The organism is Microbacterium fluminis, from assembly GCF_051549805.1.
Lineage (GTDB): Bacteria > Actinomycetota > Actinomycetes > Actinomycetales > Microbacteriaceae > Microbacterium.
The window spans coordinates 2,716,161-2,742,405 of the sequence record NZ_CP196042.1; the positions used below are offsets into that span (position 1 = coordinate 2,716,161).

Consider the following 26,245-nt stretch of genomic DNA (forward strand, 5'->3'; position numbering starts at 1 on the left):
GCGGCTCAGAGACGCTCGGCGACGTACTCGGTCAGGTCGACGAGACGGTTGGAGTAGCCCCACTCGTTGTCGTACCAGCTGGAGACCTTGACGAGGTTGCCGCTGACGTTGGTCAGCTCGGCGTCGAAGATCGAGGAGTGCGGGTTGCCCTGGATGTCGCTCGAGACGATCGGGTCCTCGGTGTACTGGAGGATGCCCTCCAGGCGACCTTCGGCGGCGGCCGCCTTGTAGACCGCGTTGATCTGGTCGACGGTGAGGCCCTCGGTCGGGGTCACGATCGTCAGGTCGACGATGGAGCCGGTGGGCACGGGCACGCGGTAGGAGGAGCCGCTGAGCTTGCCGTTGAGCTCCGGCAGCACCAGACCGATGGCCTTGGCAGCGCCCGTGGAGGCCGGGACGATGTTGATGGCGGCGCCGCGGGCCCGACGCAGGTCGCCGTGCGGGCCGTCCTGCAGGTTCTGGTCGGCCGTGTACGCGTGAGCGGTCATCATGAAGCCGCGCTCGATGCCGAAGGCGTCGTTGAACACCTTCGCCAGCGGAGCGAGGCAGTTCGTGGTGCACGACGCGTTCGAGATGATCACGTCGGTCTCGGGATTGTAGGTCTCTTCGTTCACACCCATGACGATGGTGGCGTCGTCGCCGGTCGCGGGGGCGGAGATGAGGACCTTCTTGGCGCCGCCGGCGACGTGCTTGCGCGCGTCCTCGGCCTTGGTGAAGCGGCCGGTGGACTCGATGACGATGTCGACGCCGAGCTCGCCCCAGGGCAGGTTCGCGGGGTCGCGCTCCTCGAACACCTTGATGGTCTTGTCGCCGACGGTGATCGAGTCGCCCGTGTAGGAGACGTCGAGCGGCAGGACGCCGCCGACGGAGTCGTACTTCAGCAGGTGGGCGAGAGTCTTGTTGTCGGTGAGATCGTTCACCGCCACGATCTCGAGGTCTGCACCCTGCGCGAGAGCCGCGCGGAGGTAGTTGCGTCCGATACGGCCGAAGCCGTTGATTCCGATCTTGACAGTCACGGAATATCTCCTGATGTGTCGTGCGCGAGAGCGCGGTTGCTACGGGTACAGACGAAGGACAACGGCGTCCCGGCGGGTGGCCCCGCCGGGACGCCCGCACTGCTTACGACAGTACCAGCAGGCCCGCTGTCTTCTCGCGGGCGGCCGTGAACCGCTCCTGAACGTTGGACCAGTCGGCGATGTTCCAGACGGCCTTGACGTAGTCGGCCTTGACGTTGAGGTAGTCGAGGTAGAAGGCGTGCTCCCACATGTCGAGCTGGAAGATCGGCACGGTGCCCTGCGCCGTGTTGGACTGCTGGTCGAACAGCTGCTGGATGATCAGCTGCTCGCCGATCGCGTCCCAGCTGAGCACGGCCCAGCCGGAGCCCTGGATGCCCGTCGCGGCGGCGGTGAAGTGCGCCTGGAACTTCTCGAACCCGCCGAAGAACTCGTCGATCGCCGCGGCCAGCTCATTGCCCTCGGGGCGACCGCCGCCGTTGGGCGAGAGGTTGGTCCAGAAGATCGAGTGGTTGACGTGACCGCCGAGGTTGAAGGCGAGGTCCTTCTCGAGCTTGTTGACGTTCGCGAGGTTGCCGCTGTCGCGGGCTTCGGCGAGCTGGTCGAGGGCGGTGTTCGCGCCCGTCACATACGCCTGGTGGTGCTTGTCATGGTGGAGTTCCATGATCTTCGCCGAGATGTGCGGCTCGAGTGCCTCGAAGTCGTAGGGGAGGTCGGGCAGCGTGTACTTCGCCATGTTCTCTTCTTCCGGTCGGCGCCGCGCCGACGATCCTCGGCGCGGCGAGGGTGACGTGTTCATCCTACTGAGGGGCAACACCGGCGGAGGGGGGTTGCTTCCCTGCGTGACGGGACGATATCGGGCGGATGCCTCGGCGCGACGCGGGACGGCGGAGCCGGACGATCGTACGGGTCAGTCCTCGGCGCCCGCCGGGACCGCCGACTCGGTGTCGGGGATGCCCTCGACCTCCGCCTTCTTGTCGGCCATCGCGAGCAGGCGCCGGATGCGGCCGGCCACGGCGTCCTTGGTGAGCGGCGGGTCGGCGTGGTGGCCGAGCTCGTCGAGGCTCGCGTCGCGGTGCGCGAGGCGCAGGTCGCCGGCCTCCTTCAGGTGCGGGGGGACCTCGTCGCCGAGGATCTCCAGCGCCCGCTCGACGCGTGCGCAGGCGGCGACGGCCGCCTGCGCCGAGCGGCGCAGGTTGGCGTCGTCGAAGTTGACCAGGCGATTGACCCCGGCGCGCACCTCGCGGCGCTGACGCAGCTGGTCCCACTCCCCCGCTGTGCGCAGCGCGCCCATCTCGGAGAGCGTCTGGCGGATCGCCTCGCCGTCGCGGACGACCACGCGCGGCACTCCGCGCACCTCGCGCGCCTTCGCCGGAATGCCGAGGCGATGGGCCGCGCCGACGAGCGCCATGGCGGCCTCCGGGGCGGGGCAGGCGATCTCGAGCGCCGCCGAGCGCCCCGGCTCGCTGAGCGAGCCCGCGGCAAGGAACGCACCTCGCCAGACGGCGGCGAGGTCGCCGCGCGAGCCGGTGGTGAGCCGGTTCGGCAGGCCGCGCACGGGTCGACGGCGCTGGTCGAGCAGACCGGTCTGCCGGGCGAGGGTCTCGCCGCCCTCGATCACCCGGACCGCGAAGTGGTTGCCGCTGCGCTGCCCGGAGCCCTGCACGTGGACGAGCTCGGGACGCACGCCGTAGAGCTCCATGAGGTCGCGGGCCACGCGGCGCGCGAGCACGTCGGAGTCGAGCTCCGCCTCGACGGCGACACGGTTCGCGATCGAGTGCAGTCCACCGGAGAACCGCAGCAGGGAGGTCAGCTCGGCGACCCGGGCGGTGGGGCGCGGGTCGCGGACGGCGATGAGCTCGGACTTCACGTCTGCGGTCAGCGGCACGGGACTCCTCAGGTCTCAGGTGGTGTCAACTCGGCGATGAGACGACTCGGGGTCGGAACGGATCGGAACAGGTTCGGAACCGGGGATCCAGCCTACTCGCGACCGAGGTCCCGGTGTGTCACCCGGACGGCGACCCCGGGCAGGTGCGACAGTCGGGCGGCGAGCTCGCGGGCGGTCACCACCGACCGGTGCTTCCCGCCCGTGCAGCCCACCGCGAGCACGGAGTGCCGCTTGTTCTCACGCTGGTAGCCCTCCAGCACGGGGGCGAGCGCGGCCGCGTAGGCGTCGACGAACTCCTCCGCGCCGGCCTGCGCCAGCACGAACTCCCGCACCGCCGGATCCTCGCCCGTGAGGTGCCGCAGCTCCTCGTTCCAGAACGGATTCGGCAGGAAGCGCATGTCGGCGACCATGTCGGCGTCGGTGGGCAGCCCGTACTTGAAGCCGAAGCTCAGCACCGTGACGGTGTGCCGGGCGGCGCCCTCGTCGGAGAAGAGGTCGACGACCTTCGTGGACAGCTGATGGATGTTGTAGTCGGACGTGTCGATGATCACGTCGGCGCTCTCGCGCACGGTGGCCAGCCTGATCCGCTCACGACGGATGCCGTCGAGGATCGTGCCGTCGCCCTGCAGCGGATGCGGACGGCGGACGGCCTCGAACCGCCGCACGAGCACCGCGTCGGAGGCATCCAGGAACATCACCCGCAGCTGTCGCGCATCGCGCAGCGATCGGGTGATCTCTGGCAGTTCCGAGAAGAGGTCGCGCCCGCGGACGTCGACGACCACGGCGACCTTCGGCAGCGCTCCGCCGGCGAGCTCGGTGAGCTCGAGCAGCGGCTTGAGCATCTGCGGCGGGAGGTTGTCGACGACGTACCAGTCGAGATCCTCGAGCGCGTTGGCCGCCGTGGACCGCCCGGCCCCCGACATCCCGGTCACGATCAGGACGTCGCCCGGTTGCCGGCTCGCCGCCTCGGTCATCCCACCCCCGTCGTCGCGACCAGCCTAGCGACTCGCCAGATGGCCGTGCACCGTCGCGGCGAGCTTCGGCCCGATGCCGGGCAGCTCGGCGATCTGCTCGGGCGTGGCATCGCGGAGCGCCGTGACCGAGCCGAAGTGACGCAGCAGCGCCTTGATGCGATTGTCGCCCAGCCCCGGCACCTCGGCCAGGACGCTGGAGATGTCGCGCTTGCGGCGGCGGCGCTGGTGGGTGATGGCGAAGCGGTGCGCCTCGTCGCGCAGCCGTTGCAGCAGGTACAGCGCCTCGCTCGTGCGGGGAAGGATCACGGGGTACTCCTCCCCCGGCAGCCACACCTCCTCGAGTCGCTTCGCGATGCCGCACAGGGCGATCTCGCTGTGCCCCGCGTCGGCCAGGGCGCGCGCGGCCGCCTCCACCTGCGGCCGGCCGCCGTCGACGACGAGCAGCTGCGGCCGGTAGGCGAACCTCGGCTTCTTGCGCGTGGTGACCACTTCGCCGTCGGCGGTCGCGTCGACGGGCCCGGCGTCGGGATCGAGGTCGTCGCCGCGGTCGATGTAGGCGAGCCGTCGGGTGAGCACCTGGTAGAGCGAGTCGGTGTCGTCGGTGGTCTCGGGCACGCCGAACGAGCGGTACTGGTCCTTGCGGGGCAGTCCGTCCTCGAAGACGACCATGGAGGCCACCACGTTGGTGCCGCTCAGATGCGACACGTCGTAGCACTCGATGCGCAGCGGCGCCTCGGCGAGGCCGAGCGCCTCCTGCAGATCGGTGAGCGCCTGCGACCGGGCGACGTAGTCGCTCGTGCGCCGGGTCTTGTGCAGCATCAGGGCCTGCTGCGCGTTGAGGCTCGCCGTCCTCATCAGCTCGGCCTTGCGTCCGCGCTGGGCGACCTGGATCGTCACCGGCCGCTCACGACGGTCGCGCAGCCACTGCTCGAGGTCGGCGGCGTCGTCGGGAAGAGCCGGGACGAGCACCTGACGAGGGATGTCGGCGGCCGAGGCATCCCCGTAGGTGCGCTGCAGCACCTGATCGACGAGATCGGCGCCGGAGATGTCGATCTCCTTGTCGATGGTGCTCGCCCGCACGCCGCGCACGCGACCCCCGCGGATCACGAAGTGCTGCACCGCGGCGGACAGCTCGTCCTCGGCGATGCCGAACAGGTCGGCGTCGGTGTCCTCGGCGAGCACCAGCGCGCTGCGGTTGAGCACCGCGGCGATCGCCTGCAGCTTGTCGCGGTAGACGGCGGCCGACTCGTAGTCGAAGGCGGCGGATGCCTCGCGCATCCGCGCGGTCAGCTCGCGCGAGAACCTCTGGTCGCCGCCGGACATGAAGGCGATGAAGTCGTCCACGATCGCGCGGTGCTCCTCGATCGTGACCTTCATGGAGCAGGGACCGCCGCAGCGTCCGATCTGTCCGGGGAAGCAGGGGCGCCCCGACTGCATCGCCTTCTTGTAGGAGGCGTCGCTGCACGTGCGGATCGGGAAGACCTTGATCATCAGGTCGATCGTGTCGTGCACCGCCCACACCTTGGGGTACGGGCCGAAGTACTTCGCCCCCTTGATGCGGCGGTTGCGGGTCACGATCACGCGGGGGGCCTCGTCGGCCAGGGTGATCGCCATGAACGGGTACGACTTGTCGTCCTTGTACCGGACGTTGAACGGCGGATCGAACTCCTTGATCCACATGTACTCCAGCTGCAGGGAGTCCACGTCGCTGGCCACGACGGTCCACTCGACCGATGCCGCCGTGGTCACCATGCGGCGCGTGCGCTCATGCAGCGACCGCAGCGGGGCGAAGTAGTTCGAGAGGCGTGCACGCAGGTTCTTGGCCTTGCCGACGTAGAGCACGCGCCCGTCGGCGTCGCGGAACCGGTAGACCCCGGGGTTGGTCGGGATCTCCCCCGGCTTCGGGCGGTAGGAGAGCTGATCGGCCACGGTCAGCCGGCTTTGCGGACCGCCGGAGCCGCGTGGAGCACCTCGGCCAGGAATGCGCCCGTGTGGCTGCCTTCGACCCGGGCGACCTGCTCGGGGGTTCCGGTGGCGACGATCTGCCCGCCGCCCGAGCCGCCCTCGGGGCCGAGGTCGATGATCCAGTCGGAGGACTTGATCACGTCGAGGTTGTGCTCGATCACGATCACCGTGTTGCCCTTGTCGACCAGCCCGTTGAGAACCTCCAGCAGACGACGGACGTCCTCGAAGTGCAGGCCCGTCGTGGGCTCGTCGAGCACGTAGATGCTGCGCCCGTTGCTGCGGCGCTGGAGCTCGGTGGCGAGCTTGACGCGCTGCGCCTCGCCGCCGGACAGAGTGGTCGCCGACTGTCCGAGCCGCACGTAGCCCAGGCCCACGTCGACGAGCGTCTTCAGATAGCGGTGGATCGCCTGGATCGGCTCGAAGAAGTCGGCCGCCTCCTCGATGGGCATCTCGAGCACCTCGGCGACGTTCTTGCCCTTGTAGTGCACGGCGAGCGTGTCGCGGTTGTAGCGCTTGCCGTGACAGACCTCGCAGTCGACGTAGACGTCGGGAAGGAAGTTCATCTCGATCTTGATCGTGCCGTCGCCCGAGCACGCCTCGCAGCGCCCGCCCTTGACGTTGAAGCTGAACCGGCCGGGCTGGTAGCCGCGGACCTTGGCCTCGGGCGTCTCGCTGAACAGCGTGCGGATGCGGTCGAACACGCCCGTGTAGGTGGCGGGGTTCGAGCGGGGCGTGCGGCCGATCGGGCCCTGATCGACGTGCACGACCTTGTCGAGCTCGTCCGTGCCGGTGACGCGGGTGTGCTTGCCGGGCACGCGGCGCGCGCCGTTCAGCCGCGACGCGAGCACCTCGTAGAGGATGTCGTTCACGAGCGACGACTTGCCCGAGCCGCTCACGCCGGTCACCGCGGTGAGCACGCCCAGCGGGAAGTCGGCCGTGACGTTGCGGAGGTTGTTGGCGCGTGCGCCCACGACGCTGATCTTGCGGCTCTTGTCGATGCGGCGGCGCTTCTTCGGCGTCGGGATCTCGCGGCGCCCGGTCAGGTAGTCGGCGGTGAGGGACTCGCGCTCGGTGAGCAGCGACTCCAGCGGGCCTGAGTGCACGACGCCGCCGCCGTTCACGCCCGCGCGCGGGCCGATGTCGACGACCCAGTCGGAGGCGTGGATCGTCTCCTCGTCGTGCTCCACCACGATCAGCGTGTTGCCGAGGTCGCGGAGGGTGACGAGGGTCTGGATGAGCCGGCGGTTGTCACGCTGGTGCAGGCCGATCGACGGCTCGTCGAGCACGTACAGCACGCCGGTGAGGCCGGAGCCGATCTGCGTCGCGAGCCGGATGCGCTGCGCCTCTCCTCCGGAGAGCGACCCGGCGGAGCGGCCGAGGTTGAGGTAGTTGAGCCCGACCTGGATGAGGAAGTCCAGCCGGGCGCGGATCTCGCGCAGCACCTGGGCCGCGATCTTGGCCTCGCGGTCGGTCAGCTCGAGCTCGGCGAAGTACGCGTGCGCGTCGGCCAGGCTCAGCCGCGAGGCATCCGCGATGGAATGTCCGTGCACCTGCACCGCCAGCACCTCGGGCTTGAGCCGCGCACCGTCGCACACGGGGCACGGCACCTCGCGCAGGTACTCCGACCAGCGCTGCCGCTGGGCGTCGGTGTCGGCCTGCGTGTACTGCCGCTCGATGTAGGGCACGACGCCTTCGAAGCCGGAGGCGTAGCGCATCTCGCGGCCGTAGCGGTTCTTCCACTTGACCGTGACCTTGTAGTTCTCGCCGCGCAGCACCGCCTCACGCACATCGACGGGGAGCTTGCGCCACGGGGTGTCGAGCGAGAAGTTCAGGTCGGCCGCGAGGCCCTCGAGCAGGCGCTCGTAGTACTGGAAGAGGCCCTTGCCCTGGGTGGTCCACGGGATGAGCACGCCCTCGCGGATCGACAGCTCCTCGTCGCCCAGCATGAGCTCGACGTCGACGGACATCCGCGTGCCGAGGCCCGAGCAGGCCGGGCACGCGCCGAACGGCGCGTTGAACGAGAAGGTGCGCGGCTCGATCTCGGTGAGCTGCAGCGGGTGGCCGTTGGGGCAGGCGAGCTTCTCGGAGAAGCTCTGCCACGCGGCATCCCCCTCCTCGTCGACGAAGTTCACCTGCATGATGCCGCCGGCCAGCCCCAGCGCCGTCTCGACCGAGTCGGTGACGCGACCCAGGGTGTCGGGAGCGGCCACCAGACGGTCGACGACGACGGCGATGTCGTGCTTGTAGCTCTTCTTGAGGGTGGGCGGCTCGGCCAGCTGGATGAGCTCGCCGTCGACGATCGCGCGGGCGTAGCCCTTCGCCCCGAGCTCGCGGAACAGGTCGACGAACTCGCCCTTCTTCTGGGTGACGACCGGCGCGACGATCTGATAGCGCGTGCGGTCGGGCAGCTCCATGAGCTGGTCGGCGATCTGCTGCACCGTCTGGCGCTGGATGACCTCACCGCACTCGGGGCAGTGCGGCACGCCGATGCGCGCCCACAGCAGACGCATGTAGTCGTGGATCTCGGTGATCGTGCCGACCGTGGAGCGCGGGTTGCGGTTGGTCGACTTCTGGTCGATCGACACGGCGGGGCTGAGGCCCTCGATGAAGTCGACGTCGGGACGGTCGACCTGGCCGAGGAACTGGCGGGCGTAGGCGCTCAGCGATTCGACGTAGCGGCGCTGACCCTCGGCGAAGATCGTGTCGAACGCGAGGCTCGACTTGCCCGACCCGGACAGGCCCGTGAACACGACGAGGGAGTCCCTCGGGATGTCGAGATCGACGTTCTTGAGATTGTGCACGCGGGCACCGCGAACACTGAGTTTTCCGGGCGCGACGACAGGAACGATGGGCACCGGACAAGTCTAGGCGGGGCCTCCGACACCGGCTCCGGGTTCGCTCCGGGCGGCATCGCCGGCTCCCCTCACGCCCGCGGAGGGACGACGGATGCCGCGGGGCAGGGAGGACCCGCGGCATCCGTCCGCTGCAGCGCTACCAGATGAGGACCGGCAGCTTCACTCCTGTGCTCGGCTTCAAGGTGTCGCTTCCGGCGTACGAGGCGGACAGCAGGTGCAGGCCCCGCTTCAGCCCCGTCAGCGTCATGCGCACGACGCCTTTGTCGGCCGCCGTCAGGGTCGCCGTCGCGATCGGGACGGCGCCGTCGTAGACGGTCACCTCACCGGTCGGCGACGCGTCCTTCGCGATCACGTACACCGCATACGGCACGGCGGCGCCGGTGCGCACCAGGAACTTGCCCGGTACGCCGAGGGTCACCGTCGGCGCCTTGGTGACGACGGGGGTCTGGTACACCGTGATCGGCACCGACACCGACGTGCCCGACGGGGTGGTGATCGTCAGCAGCACGGCGCCCGACACGGTGGTCGGCACCGGTACGGTGACCGTCGCACGTCCGGTGAGATCGTTCGCCGCCGTCAGGGTGCGGTCGATCGAGGCGGTCACCGGAGCGGACCCGCCGATCGACACGCTCACCGTGCCTGCGGGGGCCTCGTTCGTGGTGAAGTCGAGCGACGACAGGTCGGCGGTGAGGGTCGTTCCACCCACGTAGCCCTGCGGGCCCGGCGCCGACAGGGTGACTCCGACGGCGCGCTGCGCGAGATCGGGCGACACCGTCTTCGCATCGGCCATGTACTCGACCATCGACTCGAGGTCGACCTTGCCCGTGTCGGTCTTGGCCGTGCCGGCCGCGAACGCGGGGAAGTTGTCGCCGCCCGCGGCGAGGAAGCTGTTGACCACCACGCGGTAGCTCGCCGCCGGATCGATCGGCGCCCCGTCGAGCGTCATCGAGGTGATGCGCGCTCCCGCCGCGGCGGCCGGGTCGAACGTGTAGGCGAGCGCCTTCGAGACGCCGAGTTTGAGGAACGGGCGGGCCGCCGTCGCAGGCTGCCACTGCTGCTCCAGCGCCTGGCGGATCTGGTCGCCGGTGAGGGTGACGTTCACAAGTGTGTTCGCGAACGGCTGCACCGCTGCCGCCTCCTTGTAGGTGAGCACGCCGTCCGGCGCGAACGTCATGTTCGCGCGCAGTCCGCCGGGATTCATGAAGGCGATCGCGGTGGACGGATCGGCGCGTTTCGCCGACCACAGCTGCACGTCGGCCACGAAGTTGCCGAGCGTCGACTCGCCGCCCCGGTTCTCCACGTTCGCCGGGTTGCCGTTGGCGTCGGTGCCGGGTTGGAGCGCACGGTTGAAGTCGGCCGTGATGGCACCCAGCGGCGCCGCACCCGGGCCGGCCGCGGCATCCACCGCAGCCTTCACCAGGGTCGCGACGGGTCCGTCCTGCGCGTAGTTCGCCACGGGGGTCGTGGTGCCCGGGGGCGTCGTGTACATGTCGTACGTCGTGTTGGTCATCGACTTCAGCACGCCGGCGTCACGGTCGTAGACGATCTTCATGTCGCTGAATTTCTCGCCGTACTGGCCCGACGAGATCACCGGACGCGTCGGCAGCTGACCTCCGGCGAAAGCGATCTGGTGGTTGTAGGCGAGATGGGTGTGCCCCGACACGATCGCGTCGATACTGCTGCTCGCTCCGTTGACGATCTTCCCGAACGGCGTCGCGGGGTCGGTCGCGGATTCCACCGCCGGGGTCGCGGCCCCCTCGTGCACCAGCAGCACGACGATGTCGGCCTCGAGGTTCCGGCCGGGTCCGGCGAGCCCCACGCCGCCGGTGAGCCCGGTGTCGACGTTGTCGGTGAGCTCGGCGGCCGCGCGATTGGCCTCGGTGACGGCATCGCGGATGTCGAGATTGGCGATCCCCGCCGGGTTGACCAGCGACGGCAGCTCGTTGGTGACGGCGCCGACGAATCCGATGCGCACCCCGTCGAGCTCCTTGACGTAGTAGCTGGGCAGCGCGGGCTGACCGGTCGCCTTGTCGTACACGTTCGCCCCGAGGTACTCCCACAGCGCCAGGGGCTGCACGCGGTCGACGAGATCGCTCCATCCGCGGTCGAACTCGTGGTTGCCGACCGAGCTGACGTCCAGACCCGCGGCGTTGAGGGTGTCGATCGTCGGCTTGTCCTGCTGGATGAATGAGGTGAAGGTGGAGGCCCCGATCATGTCGCCGGCGGCGGCGAAGACGGTGTTCGGATTGGCGGCGCGCACCTGCTTCACCGCGGTCGCGAGGGCGGCGATCCCGCCCGAGGGAGCGGACGCCTCGATGCGCCCGTGGAAGTCGTTGACCGTCACGAGGTCGATCGCGACGTCGTTGACGGCCTGCGCCGCCGGGGCGGCGAGCAGACTCGCCCCGAGCGCCGCGACGGCGATGACGGCACCTCCGCCGAGGTGTCGGAGGCGCCGACGGTGATCGGACTTGGACGGAGTGCGCATGGAACGGCTTCCTCTCCTCGAACCTGTGGGAGGCGTCCGCGGCCGACCGGGGCACGATGGGGCGCCACCGCCGAGCCTATGGGTGCGCTGAGAGGTCGCCTAGAGGTATGAGAGAGCCCTCACGAACGGATGCCCCCCACCTCTCTCTTCGCGGATTCGTCAGTCGCGGGGCGCGCGGCGACCGGCGAACGGGGCGAGCGCGTCGCGCAGACCGGCGAGCGCGGAGGCGTCGACGCCGACGGACGCCATGATCCTGCCCGGCACCTCGAGCGCCTGCGCGCGCAGCGCGCGACCGTCGTCCGTGAGTGCGATGTCGAGCACGCGCTCGTCGCTCCCCCGCCGTGTGCGAGTCACCCGTCCCTGCGCCTCGAGCCGCTTGACGAGAGGTGAGAGGGTGGCCGGCTCCATCGCCAGTTCGTCTGCGAGTTCACCGAGCGAGCGCGGCGCGCGCTCCCACAGGGCGAGCATGACCAGGTACTGCGGATGGGTGAGCCCCAGCGGCTCGAGCACCGGACGGTAGATCGCGACGACGTTGCGCGCCGCAGTGACGATGGCGAAGCAGACCTGGTTGTCGAGCCGGAGGAGATCATCGGGCGTCGTCATGCCACGATTCTACGTGCACGATTGTTTAGTACACTAATCGATATGCCCGACGACACCACTCCCGACGAGTCCGCCGATCCGTCGCTGCGCGAGCGCGTGAGGGAAGCCGGCGGGTGGTACGCCTGGATCAACGCGAAGCTCATCCGCGCGGCCGGGCCCGCTGCCGTCGGTCCCTACGAGACCACGCCCGAGCCGGTGCGCACCGAGCGGCCGTGTCCGCTGTGCGGTGCGCCGATGTCGCTGCACGCGTTCGACCGCAGCGGCCCGAAGCCGCTGATGCACTGCCCCTAGGCCGATCGGCGTCGAGCTCACCGAGAGACCGCACCGGCCGGGCAGGCGTGCCCGGGGTCTACGCGTGCCCGAGGTCTACACGTGCCCGGGGTCGACACGTGCCCTGGTCTATGCGTGCCCGGGGTCGACACGTGCCCTGGTCTATGCGTGCCCGGGGTCGACACGTGCCCTGGTCTATGCGTGCCCGGCGCGCTCCATCGCGCGCAGCTCCTTCTTGAGATCCTGCACCTCGTCGCGCAGGCGAGCGGCGAGCTCGAACTTGAGCTCGGCCGCCGCCGACAGCATCTGGTTGCTGAGGTCTTCGATCGTCGCCTCGAGCTGGTTCGCGCCCTCGGCGGCGATGCCCTCGCGCCGCAGGCGGGGGGTCGGCGACTTGCCCTTGCCGGTCGCACCGGCACGCCGCTTCGACATCATCTCGGCCGTGTCGGCGCCCTCACGCGCGAGGGCGTCGGTGATGTCGGCGATCTTCTTGCGCAGCGGCTGCGGGTCGATGCCGTTCTCGAGGTTGTAGGTGATCTGCTTGTCGCGGCGGCGGTCGGTCTCGTCGATCGCGTTGCGCATCGAGTCGGTGATGTTGTCGGCGTACATGTGCACCTCGCCCGACACGTTGCGGGCGGCACGGCCGATCGTCTGGATGAGCGACGTGCCGGAGCGCAGGAACCCCTCCTTGTCGGCGTCGAGGATCGCCACCAGCGACACCTCGGGCAGGTCGAGGCCCTCGCGGAGGAGGTTGATGCCGACCAGCACGTCGTAGACGCCGGCGCGCAGCTCGGTGAGGAGCTCGACCCGGCGGAGCGTGTCGACGTCGGAGTGCAGGTAGCGCACCTTCACACCGTGCTCGCCGAGGAAGTCGGTGAGCTCTTCGGCCATCTTCTTGGTGAGCGTGGTGACCAGCACGCGTTCGTCGCGTTCGGCCCGCACGCGGATCTCCTCGAGCAGGTCGTCGATCTGCCCCTTCGACGGCTTGACGATGATCTGCGGGTCGACGAGCCCCGTCGGACGGATGATCTGCTCCACCACGCCGTCGGCGATGCCCATCTCGTAGCGCCCCGGCGTGGCCGACAGGTAGACCGTCTGACCGACGCGCTCCTTGAACTCGTCCCATCGCAGCGGACGGTTGTCCATGGCGCTGGGCAGGCGGAAGCCGTGCTCGACGAGCGTGCGCTTGCGCGACGCATCGCCCTCGTACATCGCCCCGATCTGGGGGACGGTCGCGTGCGACTCGTCGATCACCATCAGGAAGTCGTCGGGGAAGAAGTCGAGCAGCGTGTGCGGCGGCTCGCCCGGCTCGCGGCCGTCGAGGTGACGCGAGTAGTTCTCGATGCCCGAGCAGAATCCGAGCTGCTGGAGCATCTCGAGGTCGAACGTCGTGCGCATGCGCAGCCGCTGCGCCTCGAGGAGCTTGTTCTGCGACTCGAGCTCTTTCAGCCGCTGCTCGAGCTCGGTCTCGATCGTGCCGATCGCGCGGTGCACCGTCTCGGTGCCGGCCGCGTAGTGGGTGGCCGGGAAGATCGGCACGGAGTCCATCTTCTGCACCACGTCTCCGGTGAGCGGATGCAGCATGTAGATCGCCTCGATCTCGTCGCCGAAGAGCTCGATGCGGATCGCGTACTCCTCGTAGACCGGGATGATCTCGATCGTGTCGCCGCGCACCCGGAAGTTGCCGCGCGAGAAGTCGACGTCGTTGCGGTTGTACTGCATCGAGATGAACTTGCGGATGAGGGCGTCGCGGTCGTAGCGCTCGCCCACCTGCAGCGCCACCATCGCCCGCAGGTACTCCTCGGGCGAGCCGAGACCGTAGATGCACGACACCGTCGAGACCACGACCACGTCGCGTCGGGAGAGCAGCGAGTTGGTGGTCGAGTGCCGCAGCCTCTCGACCTCGGCGTTGACCGAGGAGTCCTTCTCGATGAAGGTGTCGGTCTGCGGCACGTAGGCCTCGGGCTGGTAGTAGTCGTAGTACGACACGAAGTACTCGACGGCGTTGTTCGGCATGAGTTCGCGGAACTCGTTGGCCAACTGCGCCGCCAGCGTCTTGTTGTGCGCCAGCACCAGTGTCGGGCGCTGCACCTGCTCGATGAGCCACGCCGTCGTCGCGGACTTGCCGGTACCGGTCGCACCGAGCAGCACCACATCGGTCTCGCCCGCGTTGATGCGCCCGGCGAGGTCGGCGATCGCCCCCGGCTGGTCACCGGAGGGCTCGTACTCGCTGATGACCTCGAAGGGCCGGACCGAACGCGTCGCCTGCATCCTCCCAGCGTAGGACGGGCCTCCGACATCCCGGCCCGCGTTCGCCGTGCGCGGAGGCTCAGCCCCTGCGCTCCGCCCGCTCGGCGATGCGGTCGGGCAGCTGCGCCCAGAGCTCGTCGACCTGACGCACGGTGTCGGCCATCGCGCCCGCGGTGTCGATCACCACATCGGCGAGGCGCAGCCGCTCCTCATCGGGCACCTGCGACGACAGACGGGCGGATGCCTCCGCCGCCGTCAGGCCGCGGAGGGCGACGAGCCTCTCGTGCCGCATCGCGGCCGGCGCGTCGGCGACCACGACGAGCTCCCACGGATCGTCGCGCCCGGCCTCGGCCAGCAGCGGGACGTCGTAGACGACCACCGCGTCGCGGTCGGCCGCGAACGCCTCGGCGAATCGGCGCGCGGACTCCGCGCGCACCGCCGGGTGGACGATCGCGTTCAGCCGGGCCACCGCATCGGGGTCGCCGAAGACGGCGGCTCCGAGGGCGGCGCGGTCGAGTGATCCGTCGTCGCGCAGCATCCGCTCGCCGAAGTCCGCGCCGATCGCGGCCAGCACCGGCGACCCGGGCTGCTGGACGTGGCGCACGATCGCGTCGGCGTCGACGATCACCGCCCCGAGCTCGGCGAGTCGGCGGGCGATCGTGGACTTGCCCGAGGCGATGCCTCCGGTGAGGGCGACGAGCGGCATGACTCGAGGATGCCACGGCCGACGCCCGACCGGCGTCGAAGCCGGATCAGAACCCTCCGAAATCCCCTCCGCCGAAGTCGCCGCCCCCGAAGTCTCCTCCGAAGCCGGAATCGCCCCATCCGCCGGCGTCGCCCGCGCCGGCGGCATCCGCGGATCCGCCGTCGCCTCCGGCATCCGCCGAGCCCGCGTCGCCGGATCCGCCGTCACCGCCGTCGGCGAACGCCGGCGCCATGAACGTGCTCACCAGCGCCGACCCGATGACGTAGCCGGCCACGGTGCCGAGGATCGACGAGCCGACCATCGCGCCGAAACCCGGTCCCGAGCCCTGCCCGCTGCGGCCGCCCGGACCGAGCGTGCGCTCCATGAACCCCGGCGACCGGTACTCCGCTCGTGTGGCGGCGCGGGCCATCGCCTGCGGGTCTGTCGAGCGCGGCTGCTCGGCGGGGTCGAGGCCGGCGGACAGCTCGGCGAGCACCTGCTGCCGCTGCGGCTCGGTGAGCCGCGCGAACGCCTCGGCGTGCACCTGCTCGATCGTCTCGGGCGGCGCGGTGCGCAGCAGGTAGCGGTAGCGCTCGATGGCGATCTCGTCCTCGCTGCGCACAGGCTGAGAGGCCTGCGGGCGGGCGGTCTGCCGTGCCGTGTCGTCGTTGCCCATCAGCCGATCCCAGAAACCCATGGCGTCCTCCGTCGTGTGCAGGACTCCCCAGGGTACGAGCGCCGGCTCCGAGGATGCTGGGACTCCCCCGATGTCGCAGGCGTGCGCTGTAGGTTCCCGCTCGAGATGGCGGATAACCCCAGGGATTCCACGCTAGTTGGCGGTGGTCCCGGACTCAGGATTCCACGGGAAATGGCGGATTCCTACACCGCTCTCTGACGCGCCGACCCTGTCTGGTCAGCGGCCTGTCACGGCGGCGAGAGCGCTGGAGGTCACTGCAGCTGGCCGAGCTCGAGCATCTCACCGTCGAGGAAGAACGTCGGAGGGGAATGCTGAAGCTTCGGTTGACTCTGGGACTGCCAATGACCCCACCACGAACGGATGCTCGCGGTCTCACTGTCACCGTTCCAGCACGACGGCGAGGCCTTGACCCACGCCGATGCAGATCGCCACGACGGCGACGCCGCCTCCGCGTCGCGCAAGCTCATGCGCGGCATGCCCGAGAATGCGGCCCCCCGAAGCGCCCAGCGGATGGCCGATGGCCAGCGCTCCGCCGTGGATGTTGACCCGCTCAGGATCAAGTTCAGGCCACCCGGCGACGCATGCGAGCGACTGTGAAGCGAACGCCTCGTTGAGCTCGACCACGTCGACATCGGCCCAGGACCGGCCGGCGCGTGCGAGCGCCTTGTTCGCCGCCTCGATCGGCGCGATCGGGAACAGATGCGGATCGACGCCATGCGCCCCGCGTCCCGCAATCCGCGCGAGTGGCTCGCCGGGCAGCGCACCCTCCGCGGCGATCAGAACGGCGGAAGCGCCGTCGTTGATCGGCGAGGAGTTGCCGGCGGTGACGGTGCCTTCGCCGTCGCGCGCGAACAGCGGAGTAAGCCCGGCGAGCTTGTCCACGGAAGTGTCGTCCCGGATGCCCTCGTCGCGTGCCAGGTCGGCCCCTGGCACGTGCACGATCTCGCCATCGTAGACCCCGTCAGCCCACGCTTTAGCTGCCAGCCGGTGAGAGCGCACGGCGAACTCGTCCTGGGCATCTCGGGAGATTCCCCACTCTCGGGCGATCTTCTCCGCCGATTCTCCATTGGAGATGGTCCACTGCTTCGGCAGCTTCGGGTTGGTCATCCGCCACCCGATGGAGGTGTTCCACAGTGTCTGGTTACCGACCGCCGGCCACGGCCTCGGCGACTTCTCCACGATGAACGGCGCCCGGCTCATGGACTCCACTCCGCCGGCGAGCACGAGACCGGCGTCGCCGGTCTCGACAGCGCGGGCGGCCTGGATCACCGCTTCCAGCGACGACGAGCAGAGTCGGTTGACGGTCACGCCGGTGACACTGGTGGGGAAGCCTGCCAGCAGCGCCCCGAAACGGGCGACGTCGCGGTTGTCCTCTCCTGCTTGGTTCGCATCGCCGAAGATCACGTCATCGATGCGCGCGGGGTCGACGCCCACGCGCTCGACGGTCGCCCTCATCACGGCGGCGGCGAGATCGTCGGGACGGATGCCGCTGAGCGCGCCACCCGCACGCCCGAACGGCGTGCGGACAGCATCGTATACAAAGCTCGCGGTCATGGCGGGCTCCCTTCCGTGGTCGGCCGAGGGTCAGGCGAACGCCGATATTCCGGTGATCTGGCGGCCGATGATGAGCGACTGGATGAAGTCGGTCCCCTCATATGTGTGGACGACTTCCATGTCGGTGAGGTGGCGGGCGACGTGGTTCTCCAGAAGGAGTCCGTTGCCGCCGAGGAGGTCACGGGCATCCCTGCAGAGTGCACGCGCGTGCTGGCCGGTGAACATCTTCGCGAGCGAGGCCTGTTCGTTCGTCAGTCGCCCTTCATCCTGCAGAGTGGCTGTGCGGAAGCAGAGCAACTGCATCGCGGTGAGATCGGCGAGCATGTTGGCCAGCTTGTTCTGCACCAGCTGGAAGCTGGCGATGGGCTTGCCGAACTGGACACGTTCCTGGACGTAGACCGCCGCTGCCTCGTACGCGGCGAGAGCGTGTCCGAGCGCCTCCCACGCGACGGCGCTGCGGGTGCGGTTGAGGATCGCGGAGACGTCACGGAATGAGGTCGACTTCGCCAGCTTGTTCCCGGCAGGGATCCTCAGTCCGGAGATCTCGATGTGCGCCTGCTGGATCGCGCGCTTAGCGATCTTCCCGGTGATCGCCTCCGCAGAGTACCCCTCGGGATACTGTCCGTCAGCGCCTTTCTCGAGCACGAATGCCTTCACTTTGGCGTCCGCTGTGTCGCGGGCCCAGATGATGACGAGGTCCGCAACGTGTCCGAGCCCGATCCACCGTTTGGCACCGTCTATGACATACGCGTTCCCGTCGCGGCGGGCAGTTGTCTCCAGGGCGACGGAGTCGGAGCCGTGATCGGGCTCGGTCAGCGCGAACGCGCCGAGCTTGCGGAGGGCTGCCATTTCGGGCAGCCAGCGCTGCTTCTGCTCGTCGTCGCCGAGCAGTGCGATGCTGCCCATCGCAAGTCCCGAGTGCACGGCATTGAGCGTGTTCACACTCCCGTCTCCACGAGACAGTTCCATCGCGACGAGGCCGGTCTGCAGTCGGGTCAGTCCCGGACAGCCGTAGCCCTGGATCGCGGTGCCCACGATTCCCAGCGCGCCCAGTGCGGGGAGGATCTGGTAAGGGAAGTCCGCCATTTCCCAGTACTCATTGATGATTGGCAGGACCTCGGAATCCACGAATCCGCGCACACGTGTGATGAGATTGCGGTCGTCGTCGCCGAGAAGATCACCGATCTGATAGAAGTCCGTATCCACCGGATGTGCTGTCTTCGTGATCGTCATCTCTCAGCGTCCCTCTTTCCGAATCGCCGGGACGGTAACCCGGTCGCCGACGTGGTCTTCATCGTCTTCCGCGACTTGCAGCCACCGTCGGACCGCCTCGCCATCCTGGTCGAGTGCAGGAGGCGCGGCGCGGTAACTCGCGGGGGTGCGGGAGAACGTTATGGGGTTGCGAATGGTGGGCACCGCGTGGTCGCCGGTGCCGGCCGCGACGCTGGGCTCCAGGCCGATCTTCGCAGCGAACTCGACGCCTCCACGGACATCCAGGACCGGCGCGCACGGGACCTGCAACGGGCTGAAGATGTCGAACCACTCCCATGCGGTCTTGGTGACCAGCCGCGCTGTCAGCAGCGGGCGCAGGGCGTCTCGGTGCGCGCTGCGGTCTGCGTTGGACGCGAAGCGAGTGTCTGCGGCCAGCTGCGGCAGCCCGATGGCGTCGCAGAACGTAGCGAACTGCGCGTCGTTGCCGATCGCGAGCACCAGTTCCCCGTCATGGGTGCGAAACGGTGCGTAGGGGTAGATGCTGGGGTGGTCATTGCCCATCCGGGTCGGAGACTGCCCGCTCAGCAGGAACCCGCCGGTCTGGTTGACCATGCCCGACAGTGCGGAGGACAGCAGGTTCAGTTCGACGTGCTGTCCCTCTCCCGAGCGCTGTCGGTGGTAAAGGGCGGAGGTGATCGCGATGCAGGTGTGCAATCCGGTGATCACATCGAACACCGCGACGCCCGCGCGGAATCCTTCCGTGTTCGGCGCGCCGGTCACGCTCATCAGTCCAGACAGCGCCTGTGCGAGCAGGTCGTAGCCGGCGAGCCCCGCGCCTCCCGCGGTACCGAAGCCGGTGATCGACGCATAGATCACACTGGGGTTCTCCCGCTTGACGGACTCGTAGTCCAGGCCGAATCGCCGGAGCCCGCCGGGTTTGAAGTTCTCTGTGACCACATCGGCTCGGGCCGCGAGACGCTGTGCGAGGACAAGGTCATCGGGGTTGCGGAAGTCCAGCACCACAGACTGCTTGTTCCTGTTGATGGAGAGGAAGTAGGTCGACTCGCCTCGGTACTCCGGTGGCCGGTAGCTGCGTGTCTCATCCCCCAGCGGGCTCTCCACCTTGATGACCGTCGCGCCGAGGTCCGCGAGCAGCATCGTGCAGTAAGGGCCGGCAAGTACCCGGCCGAAATCGGCGACTAGGAGGCCGTCGAAAGGGCCGCCGGGAACGTCCTGCACCGTCCGGTCATCCGGGAGCGAGCTCTTCATCATCGGGAACACCTCAGTCGTCGTCATGTCCATCCAGACTCCCAGCAGCCGTTTATGTCCGTCCAATACCTGATCGGACACGTATTGATGCTGTGATCTCATGAAACGAGGGGCTGTTCCAGAACGGCACACTCGAGACTCCCGTTTGGACATCACGCCTGGGGAGCGTCGAGGCGACGGGGCCGGCAGCGGCCTGCGCCTGGGCGTGATCAGCAATGAGGCTAAGGAGAACCCATGGGTAGCAGGCTTGCAGGCAAGGTCGCGATCGTCACCGGCGCGGCGAACGGGATGGGGCGCGCGCATGTGCGCCGCCTCGCCCAGGAAGGGGCGAGCGTCCTCGCCACCGACGTCGACTCGGCCGGGCTCGAGCACACCGTCGCCGAAGCGAACCGTGACGGCGGGACGGTCGTGGGGCTGGAGCAGGATGTCGCGATCGCGGCGAGGTGGGACGAGATCGTGGCAGAAGCCGAGCAGCGTTTCGGCCGGCTCGACATTCTGGTCAACAACGCGGGGGTGCTCATCCTCAAGCCCGTCGAGGAGACCACAGAGGAGGAGTGGGACCTCATCTTCCGCATCAACGCCAAGGGTGTCTTCCTCGGCACCAAGGCCGCGGTGCCTGCTCTGGTCCGCGCAGGCGGGGGATCGATCGTGAACATCTCGTCGATCTACGGCATCATCGGCGCACCGAGCGCCGCCGCGTACGAGGCGTCAAAGGGCGCCGTCCGGCTGCTGACCAAGGCCAGCGCGGTGGACCTGGCCAAGTACGGCATCCGGGTGAACTCTGTGCATCCCGGTGTCATCGCCACCCCCATGACCACGGGGCTGCTGGCGACGCCGGAGTCGACGAAAGCCGTGCTGTCCACGACGATCCTCGACCGGCCCGGCCAGCCCGAGGAAGTCTCGAACGTCGTACTCTTCCTCGCCTCGGACGAGGCTTCCTTCGTCACCGGCGCCGAGTATGTCGTGGATGGCGGCTATACCGCGCAGTGATCTCGGTCGGCCGGGGTCTGCGCGACCCCGGCCGACTCATCCAGACTTGTATGCCAATCCACCTTCCATCGGTACGGATTATGCAATAATCCCTGGATGGATCTGCAGCAGCTGCGCACCTTCCTCGCCGTCGCCGAGGAACTGCACTTCGGACGGGCAGCCGAGCGCCTGCATATGGCGCAGCCGCCGATCAGCCGCGGCATCCAGCAGCTGGAGCGGGAGTTGGGTGCGCGGCTGTTCGAGCGGAGCACCCGCAAGGTAACGCTGACCTCGGTGGGCGAGGCCCTCGTCGCCCCCGCCCAGGAGGTCCTGGACGCGCTGGACCGGGTGAGCAGGGTCGCCCGCGCAGCCGGGACGGGCGAGATCGGTCACGTCCGTCTGGCGTACGCGGGTGCGTCCTCCAACGTGATGGTCGGATTGCTCGCCCGAGCAGTCAACCAGAACCACCCAGGCATCCACCTCGAGCTGCTCAGTCAGCACTTCGCCCAACCGGCGATGCAGCTGCTCACCCGCGGCGACATCGACATCGCCCTCGGCAGGTGGGACCACATTCCCGCCGCCGTGCGCACCCGCGTGATCGCTGTCGAGGAACTCGTCATCGCCGTCCCGGAGACCCACCGTCTAGCCGACGCCGGTGCCGTGTCGATCGCGCAGTTCGAGGGTGAGCCGTTCGTGTCGCTCCAACCGCAGACCGGCACGTTGCTGCTGGAGCGGCTGCGACAGATGAGTAGAGCCGCCGGGTTCAACGCCGATGTCGTCCAGCACGCACCGGACTCGTGGACGCTGATGTCCCTCGTCTCCGCCGAGATCGGCTGCTCATTGACCCTGTCCTCGGTGATCGACAGCATCGCCGACCCGCACTTGCGCTTCCTGCGCCTGACCGACGACGTCGCACCTGTCGAGCTGCGGATGGCGTGGCTGCGCGACAGCGACGACCGTGCCTTGCACGCCGTGCTCCGGTTGTCCGAATCCGTCCTCCCGACGCCGCAGGACTAAGCCTCGATCCACCGATGGACGGGGCGTTGAGCGAGCGTCGTGACGTAGAAATGCCCCTCTGATCAGGAAGAATAGAGCTTGCTTAGGGTTCTGTTCGTCTGGTCGGAGAGGCATCTCGTAGATGCAATTCAAGCACGCCCCCGCCGCAGTGTCTGCGGTGTTCGATGATCCGAATCTCGTGTCGGCCGCGGGGCTGGTGCCGATGCTCCGCCTGGCGCGTTCCGCGGGGTTGGACGAGCTCGCGCGTGAGCGGTTGAGCGTCCCGACGGATAAGGGCGCCAACGCGGGTGCGAAGGTGATGGCACTGGTCGCGGGCATGCTCGCCGGGGCGGACTCGATCGACGACATGAACCTGCTCCGCCATGGCGGAATGGGCCGGTTGTTCGACCGGACGTATGCGCCGTCGACGCTCGGGTCGTTCCTGCGGGAGTTCCGGTTCGGACACGTCCGCCAGCTCGACGCCGTCGCCTCCCGGGTGTTCGCGAATCTCGCTGTCGACGCGCCGCTGCTCCGAGCAGGCGATGGCGAGCGGGTGATGGTGGATCTGGACGACACCATCATCGAGGTCCACGGATACCAGAAGCAGGGCGCCGGTTTCGGGTACTCCGGCGTCCGGGGGCTGAACGCCCTCCTCGCCACGGCATCGACCACCTCGTCGGCGCCGGTGATCCTGGCCCAGCGGTTGCGGCAGGGGAAGACCGGGTCCCCGAAGGGGGCCGCGCGGATCGTCGGCGATGCTCTCGCCACCCTGCGCCGCACCCGCGCCGCGACCGGGGCCAGGCCGTTGCTGCGGGCGGACTCCGCGTTCTACGGACACGCGACCGTCGGCACCGCGATCAAGGCGGGCGCCGACGTGTCGGTGACCGTGAGGATGGACCCGGCGGTGAAGGCCGCGATCGCGACCATCCCGGATGATGCGTGGGAGATGATCGAGTACACCGACGCGATCCGTGACGAGACCACCGGGCAGCTGATCTCCAAAGCCGAGGTCGCCGAGGTCCCGTTCACCGCGTTCCGCTCGAGGAAGAAGGCGGAACAGGTCGCCGGACGGTTGGTGGTGCGGCGCATCCCCGATCTGAACCCGAGACAGGTGGAGCAGCCGACCCTGTTCGACGTCTACCGGCATCACGCGTTCTTCACCACCACAGCGAAGGAGGTGATGGACACGGTGGCCGCGGACAAGACCCACCGCGGTCACGCGATCATCGAGCAGGTCCACGCCGACCTCAAAGCGGGGCCGCTCGCGCACCTGCCCTCCGGGGTGTTCACCGCGAACAGCGCCTGGCTCGTCATCGCCGTGATCGCATTCAACCTCACCCGCGCTGCCGGTCTCGTCGCCGACCGAGCGGGACGGCTCGCGAGAGCAACGACCGCGACGATCCGCCGCACCCTGATCCACGTCCCCGCACGGCTGGCGCGCTCCGCGCGCCGAATCACGCTGCACCTGCCCGAGGCCTGGCCATGGCAGACCGCGTTCGACCGGCTCTTCACAGCCACGCACGCGCCACCGCCAACGGTGACCACCTGACCATCGCCGCAACGCGGCACGACCGAGGACCAAGTGGACGACCGGGATGCGACGCCCGGAACTCAACCCTGCCCTCGACGCGTCACCGCGCCCCGATCATGCCGCCCCGGCACACCCACGGCTCATCGGTGGATCGAGGCTAAGGGTCGCCAGGTATCAATCCGCCTGCCATTTGGTATTGGAGAGAATCAGAACGAAGTGGAAGCGTGGAGTCCACTGTGCGTATATCAACGGCGAGGACAACCATGCACGCATTCGCGATCTTCCAAGACGATCACACGGTGACCGATGTGGAATTGCCGACCCCGACCCCCGAAGGCACCGAAATCCTCCTGCGCGTGGTTCGGTCCGGGGTGTGCCACACCGACATGCACCTGCGTGAGGGGTACTACGATCTCGGCAGCCGGGGGCGTCTGAATCTGATCGACCGGGGCGTCACCTACCCGCTTGTCCTCGGCCATGAGGTCGTCGGCGTCGTCGAAGCGGCCGGCCCCGACGCCGACGGGGTCTCGCCGGGTGAGCATCGCCTTGTCTACCCATGGATCGGCGACGGCTCCTGCGACGCATGCCAGGCAGGTCACGAGAACCTGTGCCCCTCGCCCCGTAACCTCGGCGTCGCCCGCCACGGCGGGTATGCCGAGTTTATCCTCGTCCCGCACCCCCGTTACCTCCTCGACGTCACCGGGATCGAAGAGCGGTGGGCCGCAACTCTCGCCTGCTCCGGCCTGACCGCCTACAGTGCCGCGCGCAAGGCCCTTCCGGCCACCGCGTCCGATCCGGTCGTGGTGATAGGCGCCGGCGGTGTCGGGTTGATGGCGATCGCCACGCTGCGCGCGCTCGGCCACGAAGCAGTCCTCGCGGTGGACCTGCAGGAGCGCAATCTGGAACTGGCGCGGCAGCTCGGAGCGACCACGACGATCTCCGCCCGCCAGGAAGACCTTGCCGCCGCCATCGTCGCCGGCGCCGGTGGGCCGGTCGCGGCGATCGTGGACTTCGTCAACAACTCCACAACAGCTCCCGCTGCGTTCGCCGCGCTCCGCAAGGGCGGAACGATGGTTCAGGTCGGGCTGTTCGGCGGAGAGCTGGTCATCCCCACCGCGTTGCTCACTCTGAAGATCATCACCATCCGCGGAAGCTTCGTCGGGTCCCTCGGCGAGCTCGAGGAGCTCGTCGGGCTCGCGCGGCGCGGCGCGCTCCCGCATCTCCCGATCATCGACGGGGAGTTGTCTGCGACGGCGGTGCAGGATGCGCTGGACCGGCTCGCCGCGGGCGGCGTGCCCGGCCGGATCGTGCTCAGCGCGTGACCGCGCCGGGCGTCCAGCCGGCCACGACTCACGCGTAGTCGAAGAAGCCGCGTCCCGTCTTGCGTCCCAGCTCCCCGGCCGCGACCTTGTCGCGGAGGATCTGCGGCGGGGCGAACCGCTCGCCGAGCGTCTCATAGAGGTATTCGGCGATCCCGAGACGCACGTCCAGCCCGACAAGATCGGAGGTGCGCAACGGACCTGTCGCGTGACGGTATCCCAGCACCATCGCCGTGTCGATGTCCTCAGCGCTGGCCACCCCCTCTTCGAGCATCCGCATCGCTTCCAGCGCGATTGCCGCGCCCAGGCGGGAGCTCGCGAAGCCGGGCGCGTCGTTGACGACGATCGGGGTCTTCCCCAGCGATGTCACCCACTGCTCCGCCCGTTGCCGCAGGTCCGGGTCGGTCGACGGCGTCAGCACGATCTCGACGAGTGACGAGGGCGGCACCGGATTGAAGAAGTGCAGTCCGCACACGCGCTCCGGCCTCGCCAGCTGCGCCGCGAGCCTTGTCACCGACAACGATGAGGTATTCGTGGCCAGCCACGCCGACTCCTCCACGATCCCCTCTGCTCTCTGCATCGCCTCGACCTTGAGTGCGAATGTCTCTGGGACAGCTTCGATCACGAGCTCGGCATTCCGCAGCGCCTCGTAGTCGGCGCTGGCCGCGACGCGGCCGGCGATTGCGTCGACGTCGACCGAGGCATCCCGCTCCGCGGCCTTGCGGATCCCATCGGCCAACCGCGCGGCGGCCGCGCCCGCCGCCGCCGGGTCACGTTCGATCACGGTGACCTGGGCGCCCGCCTGAGCGAACACTTGCGCGATACCGGCGCCCATGCGGCCGCCCCCGATCACGCCGACGGTGGAGGGAACAGTGATCATCGGGTCTCCTGAGAACGGTTGAGGAATCGGGTCATCAGCTGCGTCTTGGCGTCCGACTCGAACAGGATCGCCTGCGCGAGTTCGTCGACAAGGGGGTGGGCGTCCCGCGGCGCAGCGAGCACGCGCTTCGAGAGGCGGAGGGCGAGCGGATCCTGGCCAGCGATCCGATCGGCGACGGTATCCGCCGCGGCCGCTAACTGGTCGGGTTCATGCACCGAGGCCACCAACCCACACCGCAGCGCCTCCTCGGCGTCCAGCCGGCGCCCCGTGAACAGGATCTCCTTGGCCAGCGGCTCCCCCACCAGCTCGGCGAGCCGCCAGGTCGCCCCGGCCGCGGCCAGGATTCCGATCGCCGTCTCGGGGTTGCCGAACACGGCGCGGGTGGACGCGATCCGGATGTCGGCCGCGTACGCGAGTTCCGCACCGCCCCCGATCGCGAACCCGTCGACCGCGGCGATCACCGGCATAGGCAGCCGCGCGATACGGGTGAACAGCCCGGAGTTGATGCCGGCCAGCGCTTCGTCGCGGCCGCGCTCGAGCAGCTGCCGGATGTCTGCGCCAGCCGCGAACACACCCCGTTCGGGCGTGGAGGTTCCGGTGAGAATCAGGATGCGGGGCTCTCGCTCCAGGCTCGTGCATACCGCGTGAAGTTCGTCGACCATGTCGTCGTTGATCGCGTTTCGCACGTCAGGACGGTTCAGTTCGACGTGAAGCCGGTCCGCGCCCTCGCGGAGTATCAGAGTGGTCACCGTCCCAGCCTCCCATCACCGATCAATGCGCGTCCAATACCCGATCCACGTACATCTGATGCGCCATCGTCATCAATCTCG

The 26,245-nt window shown here is 68.8% G+C and carries 21 protein-coding genes; 5 read left to right on the forward strand and 16 right to left on the reverse strand.

Annotated features, from left to right (window positions below; translation table 11 throughout):
* Positions 1 to 5: 5 nt before the first annotated feature.
* The 8 genes from gap to ACSJDX_RS13195 all read right to left on the reverse strand — a co-directional run bounded on the left by gap (position 6) and on the right by ACSJDX_RS13195 (position 11,783).
* Positions 6 to 1,016, reverse strand: coding sequence for a type I glyceraldehyde-3-phosphate dehydrogenase (gap, locus tag ACSJDX_RS13160; RefSeq protein WP_438353108.1), 1,011 nt, complete (start codon positions 1,014 to 1,016; stop codon positions 6 to 8).
* Between the two features lie 103 nt (positions 1,017 to 1,119).
* Complete coding sequence (locus tag ACSJDX_RS13165; protein WP_438353109.1) at positions 1,120 to 1,749, reverse strand: superoxide dismutase; 630 nt, start codon at positions 1,747 to 1,749, stop codon at positions 1,120 to 1,122.
* A 174-nt stretch (positions 1,750 to 1,923) separates the two neighbouring features.
* Positions 1,924 to 2,901 carry a DNA-binding protein WhiA gene (gene whiA / locus ACSJDX_RS13170; protein ID WP_438353110.1) on the reverse strand — a complete coding sequence of 326 codons (978 nt, stop codon included), beginning with the start codon at positions 2,899 to 2,901 and terminating at the stop codon, positions 1,924 to 1,926.
* 92 nt (positions 2,902 to 2,993) lie between these two features.
* On the reverse strand, positions 2,994 to 3,875 hold the full coding sequence (gene rapZ, locus ACSJDX_RS13175; protein ID WP_438353111.1) for an RNase adapter RapZ: 882 nt from the start codon (positions 3,873 to 3,875) through the stop codon (positions 2,994 to 2,996).
* A gap of 24 nt (positions 3,876 to 3,899) precedes the next feature.
* A complete protein-coding gene (gene uvrC, locus ACSJDX_RS13180) occupies positions 3,900 to 5,804 on the reverse strand; it encodes an excinuclease ABC subunit UvrC (RefSeq protein WP_438353112.1) in 1,905 nt (634 codons plus the stop codon).
* Between the two features lie 2 nt (positions 5,805 to 5,806).
* A complete protein-coding gene (gene uvrA, locus ACSJDX_RS13185) occupies positions 5,807 to 8,695 on the reverse strand; it encodes an excinuclease ABC subunit UvrA (RefSeq protein WP_438353113.1) in 2,889 nt (962 codons plus the stop codon).
* A 136-nt stretch (positions 8,696 to 8,831) separates the two neighbouring features.
* Positions 8,832 to 11,180, reverse strand: a complete 2,349-nt coding sequence (locus ACSJDX_RS13190; protein WP_438353114.1) for a 5'-nucleotidase C-terminal domain-containing protein — start codon at positions 11,178 to 11,180, stop codon at positions 8,832 to 8,834.
* Positions 11,181 to 11,339: 159 nt separating this feature from the next.
* Positions 11,340 to 11,783, reverse strand: coding sequence for a MarR family winged helix-turn-helix transcriptional regulator (locus tag ACSJDX_RS13195; protein WP_438353115.1), 444 nt, complete (start codon positions 11,781 to 11,783; stop codon positions 11,340 to 11,342).
* 42 nt (positions 11,784 to 11,825) lie between these two features.
* Here ACSJDX_RS13195 and ACSJDX_RS13200 point away from each other — a divergent pair, with 42 nt between their 5' ends.
* Positions 11,826 to 12,074 carry a hypothetical protein gene (locus tag ACSJDX_RS13200; RefSeq protein ID WP_438353116.1) on the forward strand — a complete coding sequence of 83 codons (249 nt, stop codon included), beginning with the start codon at positions 11,826 to 11,828 and terminating at the stop codon, positions 12,072 to 12,074.
* 174 nt (positions 12,075 to 12,248) lie between these two features.
* On the opposite strand, the gene uvrB is transcribed toward ACSJDX_RS13200, so the two are convergent.
* The 6 genes from uvrB to ACSJDX_RS13230 all read right to left on the reverse strand — a co-directional run bounded on the left by uvrB (position 12,249) and on the right by ACSJDX_RS13230 (position 19,801).
* Entirely contained in the window at positions 12,249 to 14,324 is a 2,076-nt protein-coding gene (uvrB, locus tag ACSJDX_RS13205) for an excinuclease ABC subunit UvrB (RefSeq protein WP_438353117.1), read from the reverse strand.
* A 58-nt stretch (positions 14,325 to 14,382) separates the two neighbouring features.
* A complete protein-coding gene (gene coaE / locus ACSJDX_RS13210) occupies positions 14,383 to 15,009 on the reverse strand; it encodes a dephospho-CoA kinase (RefSeq protein ID WP_438353118.1) in 627 nt (208 codons plus the stop codon).
* 46 nt (positions 15,010 to 15,055) lie between these two features.
* Positions 15,056 to 15,685, reverse strand: a complete 630-nt coding sequence (locus ACSJDX_RS13215; RefSeq protein WP_438353119.1) for a hypothetical protein — start codon at positions 15,683 to 15,685, stop codon at positions 15,056 to 15,058.
* A gap of 378 nt (positions 15,686 to 16,063) precedes the next feature.
* On the reverse strand, positions 16,064 to 17,239 hold the full coding sequence (locus tag ACSJDX_RS13220) for a thiolase family protein (protein WP_438353120.1): 1,176 nt from the start codon (positions 17,237 to 17,239) through the stop codon (positions 16,064 to 16,066).
* A gap of 30 nt (positions 17,240 to 17,269) precedes the next feature.
* Positions 17,270 to 18,472 (reverse strand): acyl-CoA dehydrogenase family protein, encoded by a 1,203-nt coding sequence (locus tag ACSJDX_RS13225; protein ID WP_438353121.1) that lies wholly within the window; start codon positions 18,470 to 18,472, stop codon positions 17,270 to 17,272.
* 3 nt (positions 18,473 to 18,475) lie between these two features.
* A complete protein-coding gene (locus tag ACSJDX_RS13230; RefSeq protein ID WP_438353122.1) occupies positions 18,476 to 19,801 on the reverse strand; it encodes a CaiB/BaiF CoA transferase family protein in 1,326 nt (441 codons plus the stop codon).
* A 153-nt stretch (positions 19,802 to 19,954) separates the two neighbouring features.
* Here ACSJDX_RS13230 and ACSJDX_RS13235 point away from each other — a divergent pair, with 153 nt between their 5' ends.
* From ACSJDX_RS13235 to ACSJDX_RS13250, 4 genes are all read left to right on the forward strand, one after another.
* Complete coding sequence (locus ACSJDX_RS13235) at positions 19,955 to 20,710, forward strand: SDR family NAD(P)-dependent oxidoreductase (protein ID WP_135950158.1); 756 nt, start codon at positions 19,955 to 19,957, stop codon at positions 20,708 to 20,710.
* 96 nt (positions 20,711 to 20,806) lie between these two features.
* Positions 20,807 to 21,706: a LysR family transcriptional regulator gene (locus ACSJDX_RS13240; RefSeq protein ID WP_135950159.1), complete on the forward strand. Its 900-nt coding sequence runs from the start codon at positions 20,807 to 20,809 to the stop codon at positions 21,704 to 21,706.
* 121 nt (positions 21,707 to 21,827) lie between these two features.
* On the forward strand, positions 21,828 to 23,234 hold the full coding sequence (locus ACSJDX_RS13245) for an IS1380 family transposase (protein ID WP_135950160.1): 1,407 nt from the start codon (positions 21,828 to 21,830) through the stop codon (positions 23,232 to 23,234).
* Between the two features lie 281 nt (positions 23,235 to 23,515).
* A complete protein-coding gene (locus tag ACSJDX_RS13250) occupies positions 23,516 to 24,538 on the forward strand; it encodes an alcohol dehydrogenase (protein WP_228179553.1) in 1,023 nt (340 codons plus the stop codon).
* A 28-nt stretch (positions 24,539 to 24,566) separates the two neighbouring features.
* Here the strand turns inward: ACSJDX_RS13250 and ACSJDX_RS13255 are convergent, their stop codons facing one another.
* Both ACSJDX_RS13255 and ACSJDX_RS13260 read right to left on the reverse strand, forming a co-directional pair.
* Positions 24,567 to 25,415 carry a 3-hydroxyacyl-CoA dehydrogenase family protein gene (locus tag ACSJDX_RS13255; RefSeq protein ID WP_005054991.1) on the reverse strand — a complete coding sequence of 283 codons (849 nt, stop codon included), beginning with the start codon at positions 25,413 to 25,415 and terminating at the stop codon, positions 24,567 to 24,569.
* Entirely contained in the window at positions 25,412 to 26,164 is a 753-nt protein-coding gene (locus tag ACSJDX_RS13260; RefSeq protein ID WP_135950161.1) for an enoyl-CoA hydratase/isomerase family protein, read from the reverse strand. The genes ACSJDX_RS13255 and ACSJDX_RS13260 overlap by 4 nt, the downstream gene beginning before the upstream one ends.
* Between the last annotated feature and the right edge of the window lie 81 nt (positions 26,165 to 26,245).